At 53.6% G+C, this 16,169-nt stretch carries 14 protein-coding genes; 5 read left to right on the plus strand and 9 right to left on the minus strand.

What is annotated here, in order from left to right; translation table 11 throughout:
* Window positions 1-7 precede the first annotated feature (7 nt).
* Window positions 8-427 (plus strand): hotdog fold thioesterase, encoded by a 420-nt coding sequence (locus tag OQ371_RS17095; RefSeq protein ID WP_265989394.1) that lies wholly within the window; start codon window positions 8-10, stop codon window positions 425-427.
* Between the two features lie 189 nt (window positions 428-616).
* On the plus strand, window positions 617-1,084 hold the full coding sequence (locus OQ371_RS17100; RefSeq protein ID WP_265989395.1) for a response regulator: 468 nt from the start codon (window positions 617-619) through the stop codon (window positions 1,082-1,084).
* Window positions 1,085-1,133: 49 nt separating this feature from the next.
* Here the strand turns inward: OQ371_RS17100 and OQ371_RS17105 are convergent, their stop codons facing one another.
* Together OQ371_RS17105 and OQ371_RS17110 are read right to left on the minus strand one after the other, a co-directional pair.
* Entirely contained in the window at window positions 1,134-2,180 is a 1,047-nt protein-coding gene (locus OQ371_RS17105) for a sensor histidine kinase (RefSeq protein WP_265989396.1), read from the minus strand.
* A 1-nt stretch (window position 2,181) separates the two neighbouring features.
* Window positions 2,182-2,949 (minus strand): LytR/AlgR family response regulator transcription factor, encoded by a 768-nt coding sequence (locus OQ371_RS17110; RefSeq protein WP_265989397.1) that lies wholly within the window; start codon window positions 2,947-2,949, stop codon window positions 2,182-2,184.
* Window positions 2,950-3,197: 248 nt separating this feature from the next.
* On the opposite strand from OQ371_RS17110, the gene OQ371_RS17115 reads away from it, so the two are divergent.
* Window positions 3,198-4,418, plus strand: a complete 1,221-nt coding sequence (locus OQ371_RS17115) for an isochorismate synthase (protein WP_265989398.1) — start codon at window positions 3,198-3,200, stop codon at window positions 4,416-4,418.
* A 53-nt stretch (window positions 4,419-4,471) separates the two neighbouring features.
* Here the strand turns inward: OQ371_RS17115 and OQ371_RS17120 are convergent, their stop codons facing one another.
* The 5 genes from OQ371_RS17120 to OQ371_RS17140 all read right to left on the minus strand — a co-directional run bounded on the left by OQ371_RS17120 (window position 4,472) and on the right by OQ371_RS17140 (window position 12,003).
* Window positions 4,472-4,630: a hypothetical protein gene (locus tag OQ371_RS17120; protein WP_265989399.1), complete on the minus strand. Its 159-nt coding sequence runs from the start codon at window positions 4,628-4,630 to the stop codon at window positions 4,472-4,474.
* Window positions 4,631-4,697: 67 nt separating this feature from the next.
* Window positions 4,698-4,961: a hypothetical protein gene (locus tag OQ371_RS17125; RefSeq protein WP_265989400.1), complete on the minus strand. Its 264-nt coding sequence runs from the start codon at window positions 4,959-4,961 to the stop codon at window positions 4,698-4,700.
* 306 nt (window positions 4,962-5,267) lie between these two features.
* The gene (locus tag OQ371_RS17130) at window positions 5,268-6,668 is read right to left on the minus strand and encodes an efflux transporter outer membrane subunit (protein ID WP_265989401.1); all 1,401 of its coding nucleotides are present in this window, start codon (window positions 6,666-6,668) and stop codon (window positions 5,268-5,270) included.
* A gap of 159 nt (window positions 6,669-6,827) precedes the next feature.
* Window positions 6,828-7,121, minus strand: a complete 294-nt coding sequence (locus OQ371_RS17135; RefSeq protein WP_265989402.1) for a hypothetical protein — start codon at window positions 7,119-7,121, stop codon at window positions 6,828-6,830.
* 232 nt (window positions 7,122-7,353) lie between these two features.
* Complete coding sequence (locus tag OQ371_RS17140; protein ID WP_265989403.1) at window positions 7,354-12,003, minus strand: translocation/assembly module TamB domain-containing protein; 4,650 nt, start codon at window positions 12,001-12,003, stop codon at window positions 7,354-7,356.
* A 159-nt stretch (window positions 12,004-12,162) separates the two neighbouring features.
* Between OQ371_RS17140 and tsaD the strand changes: the two genes are divergently transcribed.
* Window positions 12,163-13,158 (plus strand): tRNA (adenosine(37)-N6)-threonylcarbamoyltransferase complex transferase subunit TsaD, encoded by a 996-nt coding sequence (tsaD, locus tag OQ371_RS17145; RefSeq protein WP_265989404.1) that lies wholly within the window; start codon window positions 12,163-12,165, stop codon window positions 13,156-13,158.
* A 35-nt stretch (window positions 13,159-13,193) separates the two neighbouring features.
* A complete protein-coding gene (locus tag OQ371_RS17150) occupies window positions 13,194-14,030 on the plus strand; it encodes an MOSC domain-containing protein (protein WP_265989405.1) in 837 nt (278 codons plus the stop codon).
* Between the two features lie 23 nt (window positions 14,031-14,053).
* Here the strand turns inward: OQ371_RS17150 and OQ371_RS17155 are convergent, their stop codons facing one another.
* Both OQ371_RS17155 and OQ371_RS17160 read right to left on the minus strand, forming a co-directional pair.
* Window positions 14,054-14,866 carry an endonuclease/exonuclease/phosphatase family protein gene (locus OQ371_RS17155; protein ID WP_265989406.1) on the minus strand — a complete coding sequence of 271 codons (813 nt, stop codon included), beginning with the start codon at window positions 14,864-14,866 and terminating at the stop codon, window positions 14,054-14,056.
* A gap of 36 nt (window positions 14,867-14,902) precedes the next feature.
* A complete protein-coding gene (locus OQ371_RS17160; protein WP_265989407.1) occupies window positions 14,903-16,129 on the minus strand; it encodes a purple acid phosphatase family protein in 1,227 nt (408 codons plus the stop codon).
* Window positions 16,130-16,169 lie beyond the last annotated feature (40 nt).

The raw sequence follows: 16,169 nt of genomic DNA on the forward strand, positions 1-16,169 counted from the left end.
TCATACAATGAAGCCAGATTGGACGATAGAATCATTGCAACAGTTTCACATTAACTCCATTGTAAGTCATTTGGGTATCGAATTGGTCGAACTTGGCGACGGTTTTCTAACCGCCCGAATGCCGGTGGACCACCGGACTCATCAACCCTTCGGGATTCTGCATGGGGGGGCATCGGTGGTGCTGGCCGAAACCCTGGGCAGTGTCGCGTCGGTAATGCAGCTCGAGGATCCCAACCGGCAGCGGGCCGTCGGACTGGAGATCAATGCCAATCACGTTCGTTCCGTTAAGGAAGGCTGGGTGTATGGTAAAGTAACGCCCATCCACCTTGGCCGCACAACGCACATCTGGGATATCCGCATTACCGACGAAGCCGGCAAACTGGTTTGCATAAGCCGCCTGACGGTCGCCGTTATTGAGGGGCGTTAAAGAGCTCAGAATGAAGACTAACCAGTGCGGAGTTTCACACGACGGGGTTTATTAACTTGGCTATTTGGTAGCGAAGTAACCTTTTGTTTACCGGAAACTCACTAAGTATATCTTTCATGTTAATTTATTTACCAATAGTTTGCTCGTCAACTGCTTAAGTATTTATCTTTAGGCGGTTTTTGTAAAAACATGGAAAACTCGGAGTCTCATAACTCGCTCCCCAGACTTGCTCAGAAAAGGTTGGTCGGTATAAATCCATCACTCTACATCATCGATGACAACGATGATAATCTGTTTTTGTATGAGTGGATATTTACGCGCTATCTGCCTGACTATGCGTTACATCTGTTTTCAGATGGACTATTTGTCCGGCAAAGTCAGGATTCCAGCAGACCCAAACCGGATTTAATTTTGCTGGATCTGAAAATGCCCCACATCAGCGGGTTTGAATTATTAAATGAACTAAAACAGAATCCCGGCTGGCAACATATTCCGGTTGTGGTTTTTACAAATTCTACTTCCCCAAAAGACGAGGAAGATTGCTACAAAGCCGGGGCCAGCGCTTTTGTTCAGAAGGCGTTTTCGGTTAATACCATCAAGGCGCAACTGGAAGAAATCTGTCAGCGCTGGCTGGGCAAGAAACGCCTTCCACTCTAACCGACCGCGGGTCGATCCATCCGGCACACCGCCGAACCCCCTCCTTCAACTACGCATTAATCACCACCTCGGCGGTTGGCTTAAGCAAAGGAACGCCAACCAGGAAGCGTTCGTCATCGTAGTGTATCGTGACCGGAGAATGAGCCAGGAGCTTGTACTTGATCATGATGTTCTGAAGCCCAATCTGGTTGGACGGAACGGCTATTTTTTTCTTCTGTAAATTATTTTCCACGTACAAATTGTTGTCGCGGGCGTACAGCCGGATCGTAAGCGGCCGGCTGACGGCAATGATGTTGTGTTTGATGGCGTTTTCGAGCAGAATCTGAAGCGTAAGCGGGGGAATCAGGTAATGCAGGTAATGCGGTTCGATGTCGATGTCCATGAAAATACCGTCGCCGTACCGGGTTTTGAGCAGGTGGAAGTAAGCTTTGATAAACTGAATTTCATCGTTTAGCGGACACAGATCCCGGTTGTTTTGCTGGAGCAGATACCGGTAGACCGAGGAAAGCTCATCCACGAAAAGCTCGGCCTGCTCCGTATCGCTCGAAATCAGTGACGAGAGTGAATTCAGGTTGTTGAACAGAAAATGCGGGTTGATCTGGGTTTTGAGCGAGTCGAGCTGGCTTTGGAGGTTTACTTTTTTCAGATCCTGGGCTTCCGTGTAGGCTACTTTCCACCGCCGGTACAGGTAAACACCCTCGTAATAGGCGGCAATCTGGATGGTGCCCACGAAGGAGACGAGCGTGTTGAAAAAATAGGGTTTAAACAACAGAGGATCGTCCGAGGGCCAGAGTCCGATGAGCTCGTAAAAAAAGGTTTGAGAGATGCGGATCAGACTCGCGAAGAAAGCAAACCAGACCAGTTGGTAGAGAACCCGGCGCCGGGTCTGGGTCAGCTCGGGGTATTTTCGCCGTGACAAAATGATGCCCCAGCGGTTGGTTTCCCAAACGAACACGCTACCCAGGATAAAGAAAAACGGAATTCGCCAGTCGTCGGGATACGGAACATTCGTGTACCCGTACATGGTCCACTGTCCCACAAACGCCAGCAAAGGGACGCCAAGCAGGCGCGTCCACTTATCATTCAGCTTTTGCATTTCACCTTCCGATCCATTCTTTAAACCCCTTGGTGCGGTCACGGCTGACCAGTATATCCTGGGCGATACCGCCGGATGCCAGGTCTATTTTAAATTGCCCATTAAGGTAGGAATGAATTCGTGAAACTGCTCGGAGTTCAACAATAAACTGGTCATTTATGCGAAAAAAGCGGGTGGGTTCCAGAAACTCTTCCAGGGTGTCGAGCGAGTATTCCACCACGTAGCGGTTTTTGTCCCGGCTGTACAGATACGTAACCCCGTCTCTGGCGTAGAAAAAAGCAACTTCAGCGGCATCAATGGAGATCAGCCGCTGGTGGTTCTTGGCCAGGAACTGGCTTTTGAATTCTGGTTGCCGGTTTTGCTTGCGGAGGTCATCAACCAACTCGTCAATGTCGGCGGGTTTGATCCCGGGAGCGTGATACTGCCGGTATTTGGTCAGCACCTGCTCCAGTTCGTCTTTTTTGATGGGTTTGAGCAGGTAATCGAAACGATTGGTTTGAAATGATTTTACCGCCGATTCATCGTAGGACGTTGTGAAAACAACCGGGCAGTCTATGGAAATGAGGTTGAAGATCTCGAAGCTCTGACCGTCGGAAAGTTCGATATCCATCAGAATCAGGTCCGGTAGGTCATTCGTTTTCAGCCAGTCAACCGTGGATTCAATCCCGTCCGTTGCAGCAAGAACACGGCAGGTGGGATCAGTCTGGTTCAGAAGTTTAATTAATTTCTGAACGGCCAGCGGTTCGTCTTCAACGATCAGGATATCCATGAATCCGGTTACGGTTAAAATGAGACTAAATACGCGCTAATGTGCTTACCCGCCAACCCAATTGCGGATGAATTGGTATAAAAGCCTACTGAGTTGTCTTTTTCCTTTCTCGTGTTGCAAATGATCGGTAACCAACGGAAATTTCGTGAATAATTTGATTTTCGCGCACAAAAAATAAGTCCAAGCTGTTATCTAAATAGGATTAAATTTGCATCGGCTTTATTTCGATAATGCAATTTTCAGCACACTTGTCATCAACTCTACAAACGCAGCAAACCGGTCAGGCGCTCTGGCAGGCGGCTGTTCAGGCTGGGTATCCGGCCGCCATCTGGCGCCTGCCCAACCATTCTGAACGTGAGTTAATTATCGACGCTTCCGGTACGGTTTCTACCGTCGCCATGGATTTTGAAGAACTTCCCATGGGATTTGCCGTTAGCCCGTTTATCAATCCGGATGCGGAACAGACCCTTTTTCTAAAAGCGGACTTCTACTGGCGTTTCGACGAAAACGGTACCATTCTGGCCGCCGAGCACAAACACACCGACAAACATCCGGCCCTCGATGCGTTGTTTCATCCGGCGCCCGCAACGGCCCGCAAAGAAACGATTCCGGCCATCCAAATCCTGGGGCCGTCGGGGGAGCAGCAAGCCCAATTTGAAAAAACCGTAGCCCAGGCCATCCGCCAGATGGAACGCGGAAAATTTCGGAAAGTGGTCTTATCGCGCACCAAGACCATCCAATTCGATGAGCAGCCCGACGTTCTGATGCTGTTTAACCGGCTGTGTAAAGCTTATCCGAACGCCTTTGTATCGGCCGTTTACCTGCCCGAACGCAACCAGATCTGGCTGGGGGCTACGCCCGAGCGGCTGGTCAGCATGGATACCGACGGTATTTTTCGCACGGTGGCGCTGGCCGGAACCCAGTCGGCGTTTGATTCCGAAGGACGCCCCAAACGGCCGGCCGACGCGCCCTGGACGCAGAAAGAAATCGAAGAACAGGCGCTGGTTGGCCGCTATATTATTGGTTGCTTCAAGAAAATCCGGATTCGGGAATACATTGAAGAAGGGCCGCGAACGGTCGTTGCGGGTAATCTGATGCACCTGCGTTCCGATTATTCGGTGGATATGCAAGCCGTTAATTTTCCGCAACTGGGAACCGTAATGCTGCGGCTGTTGCACCCGACTTCGGCAGTTTGCGGAATGCCGCGCGAAGCCGCTCAGGAGTTTATTCTTCAAAGCGAAACGCACGACCGTGAATTGTACAGCGGCTTTCTCGGGCCGGTTAATATCTTCCGAAACGAAGGCCCGGAGTCGCACCTGTTTGTGAATCTGCGCTGTATGAAGCTTGAGGGGCAGGAGGGAACGCTCTACGCCGGAGCCGGGCTGACGGAGGATTCCGTACCGGCTAAAGAATGGCGCGAAACCGAGCTGAAGTGCGATACCCTGTTGTCGGTCGTTACCAAATCTTGACTGACCATTAAAGCGTTATGAGTTCGCAACGGGACTCATAACGCTTCATGCCTTTATTCGCGTGCTCCTTCGGCCGGATCATTGGGTGCCCGGTGGTCATCCGTGGTGCGGTCGGCCTGCGCACTCACGCCCGGCGATTCAGAATCCTGATCTTCATTATTTTCCTGATCCTGCAATTCTTCTTCAGGCTGGTTGGTTTCCTTGGGTTCCATCCGTTGTCTGCGTTTATCGATTGGGTAAATGATGAGCGTTCTGCTAATTACTGGTTACCGCCGACAACTAGAGTTCGTCGTCGTCGTCATTCTCATCTAAATCTTCATCCAGTTCCTCATCATCCTCGTCGATGGTGAGATCTTCCTCGTCATACTCTTCGTCATCGTCCGGACCGGTTGGCATGGATGCCGAGCCGCCGTAACCGCTGCTGCTCATTTCGCCCGGGTAGCTGGCTCCCGACTGTTCCTGGTTACGGGTGGTGGCAGTAGTTGAAAAATCGAGATCCGTTGCTGCGGTGCCGTTCGGGTCCATGTCAGCAGTCGTTGGCATTTCGATGGTTTGGCGTTCCATAATTGTTGTATTAATTGATTAGAGTGAAATAGAGAAGAAACACCACTTAAACCCGCCGGGTCACAGAAGGTTTGAAAGATTCGTGCGCTTTAATGGAATGGGAAAATTTCTTTTCAGAATCGAATGAGACTTTTCTTTTCGCACGAAAGAATTAGTCATTGATTATGGCTTCTTTTGCCCTCCGACTTCTCCTTATTCACCCTCTGAACGGGTTCACAACTCCGTAAAAAAGAAAAGCAGGAAAGAGACCGCTCTTTCCTGCTTTTCTTTGAAAGTTGATCGGCTTTAGAAACTTCCCCCCAACGCCTTGAGCAGGGCCACCGTATAAGAAGCCCGCTGCCCTTGCAGAATAACTAACTGACGTTCGGAATCAAGCACGGTCCGCTGGGCGTCCAGAACTTCCAGGAAGGTTGTCAAACCTTTTACATATAGCTCGCGGTTCAGCCGTTCGGTGTACCGGGCCGATTCAAGGGCAATGTTCTGCGCGTCGATCTGCTGACGGGTATTCTGGAGGTTATCCAGTGCCGTTTCTGCTTCGCGTTGGGCCGTCAGAAACCGCTGTTGATAAGCCGCGTCGGCAGTACGGTATTGTTGCCGGGCCAGCGCGACGTTCTGTTGATTGCGTTTGCCTTCAAAAATCGGTACGCTGGCGTTGACCCCGAGCAGATACGTCATACTGGCCGGAAAAAACAGACCCCCAATCCGCCCCGTCAGCGTTCCGCCCGAGCCCAAAAGGTTGATACGGGGATACAAAGCCGAGCGGTTGACCTGAATCTGTACATCGGCCACCTGCGTCTGCTGTTCGGCCTGCAAAAGATCCGGGCGACGGCGGAGTTGGTCGGCGGTGATGGCCGCAAACGGCAAGTCCGGGAAAACCGTTCCCAGCCGGCCGGGCGCTACTGCGAAGGTGGCCGGGTTTTGCCCGCAGAGGTTCGACAACCCGTTCACCAATTCGGTACGGCTGCGCTCCAGACCCAGCAAAAGAACCCGGATGTTGGCCAGATCGGTTTCGGCTCGTTTGGCATCAATTTCGTTGGTCAGACCCGCCTGAAAACGGGCGCGGATTATGGAGATTGTTGAGTCGCGCAGGTTGATGTTCCGGCGGACCACGGTTTGTTCGCTGTCGTTGGCGCGGATGAGGTAATACAGCCGGGCAATTTCCGACGCAACGATTAATTGAGTGATTCGTACATCGGACTCCGACACCTGCCGTTGCAGATCCGTCACCCGAACCGTGTTGCGGATGCGTTTAAACAAATCGACTTCGTAGCTGGCATCGATCGGCAAAATCTGAAGCGTATTAAGTTGCAACCGGGGCAATCGTTCGCTGGCCACCGGAACCGCCACCGGACGGTATTCTGACAGGCTCTGGGTGCCGAAGTTCAGGCTGCTGCGGATCGAAGGCACCAGATACGACTCGGCCACCCGCACCCGAATCCGGGCTTCTTCAACCCGGCTGACGGCCACCCGAATATCGGGGTTGCTGGTCAGGCCCAGGTCAATCAGTGAATCGAGCGTCACATCCCGAAAAACCGCCCAGCCATCGCGTACCGGGTCGACCTGTACAACCGCCGGGGCCCCTGACCCGCCGGGGGAGCTTCCCGACGATGCTACCGATTGGGCGAGGGAAGCCGTAATGCTAAACCATAAAACCGTAAGACAACTGTAACAAACTGCTTTTCTCATACTTTTTGTTTTGTGGGCAAATCTCGGCCCCGCAATTGAATTCAAACCTGCTGCTTTGCTCTGTGCCGATTGCTGGGATTGGTAACTACCTGGTTCTGCAAGCTGACCCGTCTTCGAGTGTCGTACCAAATCCGGATGCGTCGCATGGTGGTGGATGAGTTACGTAAGGAACCTGTCTGTAAAATTCCGACGGTAAACCGATGAAAGCAAACGGGTTTTGGTTTTCTGCGTATTACCGCCAACAAACAGGCTTTCTTTCCGATCAGATGTCTGAATAAGACCGGTACAAACGGCGATCGTATAAACATTGCCAGCCGTAAACACAGAAATAGGAATGCGTAGGAAATGATCGATGGGTAGCCGGACGAAGAAAATGCCACTTGTAATCCGAATAAGCAATCCCAATACGGCGATGATGGGCTTCTTTTCAAGCGCTGAACGAACAATCCACATGAGTTAGTACGGAAAAAGAGGAATGCTGTACGAATCGAAACTTGGATGGAATAGGGAGAGATGGCGCAGAACCGGATTAGCCTGACAACACTATTCTACTTTATAAAGGTTTCGACAACCCCATATAGTTATGTTAATTCTTTAAATAGCCAAGTAGAATTCTGCGTATGACCACCAAAGTTTGAAGATTAAACGCATTTAAATGAATCCGCAAGCCAGCTTTGTCAGTGAATTAAAATTGATCGTCCTCCCGGCTCTGTAGGGCGGAGGTTGCCGTAGCCGGTGTTGGTACGGGCGTAGAAGGCCGTTCGATGGGCGTAGGGCTGGGCTGCACCCCGGGGCGGGGTGGCTCCGGCGCCGGACCAAACAGGCGGTTGAACGAGCGGGTATACTGGATACTCATACCGCCCCCGGTGGTGAGCGTGCCGTAGGTAGTGGCACTGTAGATACCGAGCTGGTTCTGGTTCCGGTTATACATTTTCAACCGGAGCTTTCCGTCGGGCGACAGCCAGTATTCCAGTGTCCATTCGCCCAACAAACTGGCAACGCTGGTCTGATTCTGGCCGTAGGTAAACCCGCCGTCCCGGCTGATCCGGAAGCGGTCGTTGAACCGGTAGGAGAACCGAAACTGGAGATTATTGACCATGTTCTGATCCAGGCCGTTCAGCGAAACGCCCACGTCGAGGTTTTTGTCCAGCGTAGAAGCCAGGCGGCTGATCTGGTTCGAAATCAATTCGCTCAAACTGTTGGTCAGACCCGACCCCACCATGCTGTTGGTCGTCGCGGCCGGATCGATCAGGCCCATGCCTTCGCCGGGTGCCAGCTGACTGAAGAGCAGAATACTGCTCACCTGCCGCCCCAGTTCCTGATCGTTGCTCTTCAACCGGGATTCGAAAGCGGCCACGGCCTGCCGGAAATCCGGCTGCTGCGGGTATTCTTTCACTTTCAGGTCGTAAGAAATGTCGGGCTGCAAAAGCCGGCCGTTGAGGTTGATCAGCAAATCAACCGGATACCGGCGGTTGCGGTCGGGGTTGTTGGAGTTGCTCGAGGAATAAAATTGCAGAATGGGGGCCAGCGACGCGTACTGCGTATACGCCGTCTTGACGTCAACCATCGCTTCGTAGGGATCGCCGGTCCAGGTGATGCGGCTATTGGGTAGCATCTGAAACCGTTTGTTGATCACGTTTTCGAAGGTGAAGGTGTACTCGCCCTGCTGAATTTCGTACGCACCGGTCATTGTGAAATCGCCTTTGGTATCAATCCGCATGGCCAGCTGCCCCGTGCCATAGGCTTTGATGATGTCGCCGGTCTGGCGGTCAAGCTGAATTTCGCAGTACGCATCCGGCGTGATCGACAGGTTGAAATCCATGCGAATGCCCGACAGATCAACCACCGGTTCGTTGGGGCGATTCACACTGTCGCGCCGGGCCGGGTTTACGTTGATAAACCGGATTACTTCTTCCTGCGAAACCGTCGCGGCCTGGTCGAGCGGAATGTAAATCCGGGTTCCGCGGTTGCTGGTGACGTTGGCCCGAATCGCCAGGTTGTCGAAAGGCCCTTCGATGCTGGCCCGTCCGCTGGCAACGGCGGTGCCGTAGAAGTCTTCGTTGTCTTTCAGCGTCGTGTTCATGATCTTGAAGTTCTTCATGTCCAGGATATTCATATCCACCGTGAAGTACTTGAAACCGTCGTGAAAAACACCGCCCCGCAGGGTAGCACGGCCCCCGTTCAGGTCTGTCAGCACCATGTCGCGGGCAACAATCTCGTTGGGGCCAAAATAGATTTTATCCGAAAAACCAACATCGGCTTTCAGGTAATCAAGCGTCAGTCTGCCGTTTGTAATGTCAACTGTCCCCCCCAGAACCGGACTTCTGGCGGGCCCCTGAATGGTAACCGTACCGCTGGCTTTGCCGCTGATGTTCGTGCCAATTCCCTGCAGGAAGGGTTCCAGGATCTGGAGGTCGGTATCCTGCAGAACGGCTTTCAAATCCAGGGGGTCGGCCGCCGATTTGCTCGGGGTATAAACGCCGGTAATGGCCAGCACTTCGCGGTCCAGCCGCCGAATCCGAGTGTCCAGATTGATCCGGTTCGACTGGTCGAGGGTGCTGCGGTTGACGACATTACCAATCAAAAAATCGTTGTACTTCAGCGAATCGATGGTGATATCGCCGTTGAGCAGGGGCAAGCCGTACAGGCCCCGTACGGCTACTTTGCCGTTGGCAAGGCCCGCAATTCGGGTGTTGAATACCGGGTTAAGCGTCGACAGTGCAAAGTTTTTGGCCTCAACCTGCAGGGCTTGCAACGAATCGCGCGATACGTTGCCGCTGATCGAAATCTGCTGGTTCAGGTTGGAAACCGCCAGGTTCCGGACGGTAATTTCCGGACCGACAAACCGGATCAGGTTTTCGGGCGAAATGGCCCAGGTGCTGTCCAGCAGCCGAAACCGCGAACGTTCGAGTTCAATGTCAATGGCGTCGCCCTTAAACGTCAGCGAACCGTTCAGGTCGGCGCGGTTGGTGCTTTTCTGCTGTTGTAGGCTCGTGGTGAAATCGATGTGATTAACGTCCCAGGATGCTTCGGCCTGTAGTTTTTCGGTAGCTGCCAGGGAGCCGAATTGCTGCTGATTGGAATTGATAATCAGCGACGCCAGGACGTCCGGAGAGTTAACGTATTTCGAGGTATTGAGGTCAATCGTGCTTTTGTAAAAATTATACTCGTCCAATTTCAGTGTATCAACCGTTCCGTTGACGGTCAGCAGCGACGTCTGATCCACCCCGAAGCGCCCTTCGAGCCGTGTATTGGGCGACACGTACAGCGACGGGTACACCAGCGCCAGCAGCGGCTGTGAGTTTTTCAGCAAAAAGGCGTAGTCGATGTTGTAGGGCGAAACCGGTACTGGCTTGCGGAGTTTTTGCTGGTAATACGCGGCCAGTCCGGCGGCATTTCCGGCAAAATTCAACCGGTATTCCTTCGCGATCCGGTTCAGGTCGTCGGCGACCTGCGTAAGCTGGAAATTACCGTTCAGATCCGCATCGAGGTAATCCGAATTGATGGAAATCGAACGCACGCTGTCGGTCATCGACGACGCCAGAAACAGGGTGTCCAGCACCAGGCTACGCTTCCGGTAGGTCATGGATGTATTCAGCAACCGGGCGTTCCCGACCAGCTCATTAAGCGTGTTCCCCTCCAGTTTTACGTCCAGATCACTCCGGACCATCAGGCTGTCGTCGAGCAGTTTGGTCGCCAGAAAGTCGGCTTTCTGGACCGTGCCTTTCACCTGAAACTGATTTTTGGCGCCCCGCAGGTCGAACTCGCCGTCGAGGTTGAATGTCAGGTTGGTGTCCTGAACGCTGACCAGACCGCGGAAAAACGATTTCTGCAAGTTACCCTTGACCACCATGTTGCGGTAGTTGTACTCACGGAAACCGACGCGGCTGAACCGGGCGTTCAAATCCAGCGAACCGTCCTTGATGGTCAGTCCCCGGCCTTCAAACGTTCCCTGACCGTCGATGCGCTGCACCAGTTCGGGCCGGTCGATGAGCGAACCCACGTTGACGTCCGTCAGCTTCAGATTGCCCCGGTAGGTAGTGGCCCGGTCGCCGTTGAGGTGCAGGGCCAGGTCGCCGGTCACGGTGCCAATGCCGGTGCGGAAGGTCCCGACGGTTTTGAAGTCGATAAACCGCCCGGCGTAGGTGGCGGCAAAGCTAACGGTGCCCAGTTTGCGGGCGATCTGATTAAAAGCTGAGTCGGAATAATAGGGCCGCAGATCGGACATGTTAACCTGCGAGGGTTTAAACCGAAAATCGACCTGCGTATTGACGTCCGTGTCCGGTAGTCCTTTGAACGACAGATCGCCCACCAGCCGGCTCCGGCGGTTCTGGCCAAACCGGATATCGGCGTTGGTGACCTTAAAATTCCGGATGTACCCCACGTAATCACCCGATGCCTGGGCCACGTCAAAGTTCTGGTCGAAGTAGGAGGTGAACGGGGCCAGGTCCTGCGCCCGAACCACGGCATTACGCAGGCTGGCCCGCATAATTACCTGATCATTGAATTCGTTGAAGGCCGAAAAACTATCGTAGGAGAATACCAGTCGATTGCGAACCGTAGAGCCATTGATGCGGGCCAGCAGCCCGTCGAGCCGCATTTCCTTGGCGCAGTAGAGGAATTTGGTATCGAGCCGGTGAATGCGCAGACTGGCCTGTTTTTCAACGCCTTTCATCCGTTTGATGTCCACGGAAATGGTGTCGCCCAGCAGCAGAAAATCCTTTAGGTTGGCACTCAGGCCGTTGACCACAAAGTGGTTGTAGTCGAACCGGCGGCCGCTCATAGCCGGTTTGCGCTGGTCGTGGTAGGTGAACTTTCCGTCGATCAGGGTGGCTTTGCCGATGGTAAACGGCACGTTCTGGTTGGGAATAGACGGTTTGGTGGTGTCGCGGGTCAGTTCGCTGATGCGGGCCAGAAAATCGTCCATGTTGAGGTTGCCGGTTTTGGCGTCCTTCACCAGGACCACGTCGGGTTTATAAAGCAGCACCTCATCAAGGTGAATGTCGCGGCTGGCGTTGTTGATCAGCGTTTCGAGTTCGAGCGAAACTTCGAGCCGCCCCACGTTGATCATCGGTTTCAGGTCGCGGTTCCGAATCGTAACTTCTTCGAGGGCAACGGAATTAACCCAGATGTTGGGAAAGGAAAAGTTAATGTCAACTTTTTGAATATCAACCGGAAACAGGAGTGTTTCGGAAACTTCTTTAGCGGCATACCGTACTACTTGCGTTTGTACGGCTGGTATTTGCAGGCTAACCACCACAATTCCGACGGCCAGCAATACAACCAGAACGGTGTAAAGCAGCGTCTTGAGAAGTATGGTGAAGAATGACCGCATTTAGCTCTGATGAACAAGTAACAATGTACAATAAAAAAGAACAAAATCTACCCGTTTAGACGTACTGTTGGGGGTAAAGTTTAATCAAGTTCAGCGGGTTTTACGGTTCATTCTTCATCGTCCATTTTTCATTACTCCAAGATTCATTAATTTTGAAAAATGACAATTCTGGCAATTGAGTCTTCCTGCGACGAAACGTCGGCTTCCGTGTGTGTTAACGGAAAAATACAATCCAATGTTGTAGCTACGCAGTTAATCCATGAACAATACGGTGGTGTTGTCCCCGAATTAGCTTCGCGTGTGCATCAGCAACGGATCGTGCCGGTCGTCAAACGGGCTTTGCAGGAGGCAAATATAGAGAAAAACGCGCTAAATGCCGTTGCTTTTACCCGCGGACCCGGTTTGCTGGGTTCGCTGCTGGTCGGTACGTCCTTTGCCAAGGCCCTGGCGCTGGCGCTGGATGTACCGCTCATCGAAGTGCACCACATGCAGGCCCACGTGCTGGCTCATTTCATTGATGAACACCGTTCTCCCCGGTTTCCGTTCCTGTGCCTGACGGTGAGCGGGGGCCACACGCAGATTGTGCTGGTGCGCGATTACCTCGACATGGAAATTATCGGCCAGACGCAGGACGATGCCGTGGGCGAAGCGTTTGACAAAACCGCCAAGCTGCTGAACCTGCCGTACCCGGGTGGGCCGCTCATCGACCGTTACGCCCAGCAGGGCAATCCCACGGCTTTTTCGTTTCCGGACGTGGAAATGCCGGGCCTGGACTATTCGTTCAGCGGGATCAAAACGGCTTTTTTGTATTTCTTGCAAAAGCAAACGAAGGCCAATCCGGATTTTGTCACCCAGAACTTACCGGACATCTGCGCCAGTATGCAGCACACGCTCATCAAGATTCTGCTGACTAAACTGCGGAAAGCCGCCCGGCAGACCGGTATCCGCGAAATTGCGCTGGCGGGCGGGGTATCGGCCAATTCGGGGCTGCGGGCCGCGCTGGCCGAGATGGGTCAGCAGGAGGGCTGGAACGTCTACATTCCGAAGTTTGAGTATTGCACCGACAACGCGGCCATGATTGCTATGGCGGCTCATTTCAAATACCTGAAGGGCGAATTCACCTCGCAGGAAGTCAGCCCGCTGCCCCGTTGGTAAAATGTCCGCTAAACTGATATGTTTACTTGCACGCCATGAATACACCCGTCTTAAAGGAAATCTGGATTTATCCCATCAAATCGCTGGGCGGTATTTCGCTCACCGAAGCCGCCGTTGAACAAAAAGGGTTTCAATACGACCGCCGGTGGATGCTGGTGGAGCCGAACGGAACGTTTTTGACCCAGCGCGAAAATACCGTCATGGCACTGGTGAACGTGGAACTGACCGACCACTCCCTGCGGGTTTACCACCGCCACCGCCCAGACGATGTGCTGGAAATTGCGCTCGGTCAGACCTCCGGAGAAGCCCTGACGGCCTACGTTTGGGGGAAGCAGGCCGTGGATTCGTTGGTGGTGAGTCCGCAGGCCGACGAGTGGTTCAGCCGTCTGCTGGGTTTTCCGTGCCGGTTGGTTTACATGCCCGAAAACTCGCTGCGCCCGGTTGATCCGGACTACGCCGAACCCGAGGATGTGGTCAGTTTTGCCGACGGGTTTCCGTATTTGGTCATCAGCACCGATTCGCTGGACGAACTGAACCGCCGGGCGGGGGAGACGCTGGAAATGATCCGGTTTCGGCCCAACCTGGTGGTGTCCGGTACGAATCCGCACGAGGAGGAAAGCTGGTACCATTTTCAGATTGGCGATCTGACCTTCTACGGGGTCAAACCCTGCGCCCGTTGCGTGCTGACGACGATCAATCCGGAAACCGCCGAGAAAGGCAAAGAGCCGCTTAAAACCCTGGCCACTTACCGACGGCTGGACAAAAAGATTTTGTTTGGGCAAAACGCGCTGGCCGAAACGACGGGAATGCTGCGCGTGGGCCAGTCCGTTACGGTGCTGGAACGGCGCCCGGCGCGGTTGCCCTTTCCGTGATCAACCGGCGCCCGGGCCGTGGTTTAGTTTACCTGAAGCTTCACCACCACCGGCAGGTGATCGGATGCGTACTGCTCGTCAATCACCTGCGTTGACAGCGTTTTGAACGTTTCGCCCGGTTTGTACATGATAAAATCAATCGCCCGACTGGGATTAACCACCGGAATGGTCGGGGCGCAAGCCTGACAACTGCGGACGAAATGCCCGTCCAGAAACTGGATTACCCGGCTGTCGGCCTGGGCGTTGAAATCCCCACCCAGAATCATGGGCAGATCCGACTTTCCGAAGTGCTGAACGATTTGTTCGGATTGGGTAAGCCGGTTGGGTTCTTTCAGGTCGAGGTGGGTACTGGCAAAAATGATTTTCCTGCCTTTGGCAATTTCCACCGTCACGGCCGCGATGGTGCGGGTTTCGCCCCCGATGGCCGGATCGACGGGGAGAATAAACCGGGTGGAATCCAGAATGGGAAACCGCGACAGCACGGCCACACCGTAGTCGCCCCCCTGGTGATCGATGGCTTTCGAAAAAAAATAGTGCATACCCGTCAGCCGGGCCAGTTCCCGCGCCTGGTTGACGCCCTTGCCCGAACGCTCCGTATGGACGTCCACTTCCTGAAGGGCCACAAAATCCGGTTTTGCTTTCGTGATCACCCGGGCGATGGCGTCCACCTCAATTTTGGCCCCGGCCGAGGGAGGATTGCAGTGGTGAATGTTGTAGGTCATCACGGTCAGGGTCTTTGCCTTCCGGCTGGGGCGGTTGGTTGGTTTCGGAGTTCCGTTGTGGGCAAAAGCGACGGTCGAAACCAGGGCTAAAAGGGCGAAGAGGGCTTTTTTCATGTGTTTGAATGAAGGTCAGGATGCGTGCGGCAGTTTTCAGGTTCTGGCTTTTTTCGGAAGGGTGTATGTACTCACAACCTCGCCATCATCCCGAATCATTTTCAGGTGTAGTTCTTTGGTCGTTGCGTGCAATTTAATCAGCGTGCGGTTACCTTCCAGCGGACCACCGCCGATGACGATGGGGTAGTTGTGATCAGCATCCGGGTTGTGCGTACCGTAGCGGTGCGTATGGCCCGATAGCTGGAGATCGATTTTGGCCTTATTGAGCAGCGGACCGAACACCTCCCGGCAGTGCATCGGGCCGTGCCAGTCGCCAGAATGGTACGGGGAGATGTGAATCAGCACAATCCGGAACGGGGCTTTCTTGAATTCCGGGCTTTCAATTTCTTTTTCCAGCCATTTCTTCTGCGTTTCCCGGTAACGATCGAAGGCCGACAAGCCGCCGTATTCCACGCTGTCGTCGGTTTTGTCTTCGCCCGAATCCAGCACCACAAACCGCACCGGGCCGCGGGTGAAGGCGTAGTAGTATTTGTTTTCGGGGTAAGCGTAGTAGGCCGGAATCTGGCGGGCGAAGCTGCCCCGGCATTCGTGGTTGCCCTGCGTCAGAATGAACGGAAACTCGGTGGCAAAAATATCGACCGACGGTTTGATCAGGTGCTCGACCATCTGTTTTTCCTCCGTTACCCAGTCGAAGCAGTCGCCGTTGAAAACCACGAAATCATAATCCCGTTTGTTGCCCGTGTAGCCGTGGCGGTAGAGCAGTTGCGGAATGATCTGCGGGCGGTCGTGGATATCGTTGAACACCACCATTTTGAATTCTGCCTCGTTGTCTGCCGGGGTTTTAAAACCGTACAGCGGGCTGCTGATGGTTTCCCCAAACTCGACCTTGGAGCCTTGGTAGCCCAGGATTTCGGTGGAAACAATTTTGTACTTGTGGCTGGTCCCCGGTTTCAGGCCGGACAAGGTGACTTTGTTAATCCGGTTGTTGGCTTCGATCAGGCCGTTGGTGTAGCCAAACTCCCGTTTGCTGGTGTAGGTTCCGGCTCCGTATTCCACCCAGCTAAAGCAATTTTTGTGGGTTATCCACATGATGGTTACTTCGGTCGTGCCCAGATTCTGGAGGTAGGGCCCCACCACGAAATGATTTTTCTCTTCCAGCGGAGCCGCAGCCGACGGTTCGGTCAGGGGGGAAGAAACGGGGATCAGGCTCAGCGCCCCGACCCGCGACATTTTTTCAAGAAACGATCGTCTGTCTGCCAGCATGAGTCGCCAGGAGTTTAGAAGTTATTGGTTTCATTTTACC

The sequence above is a fragment of the Larkinella insperata genome, from assembly GCF_026248825.1.
GTDB classification, from domain to species: Bacteria; Bacteroidota; Bacteroidia; order Cytophagales; family Spirosomataceae; genus Larkinella; species Larkinella insperata.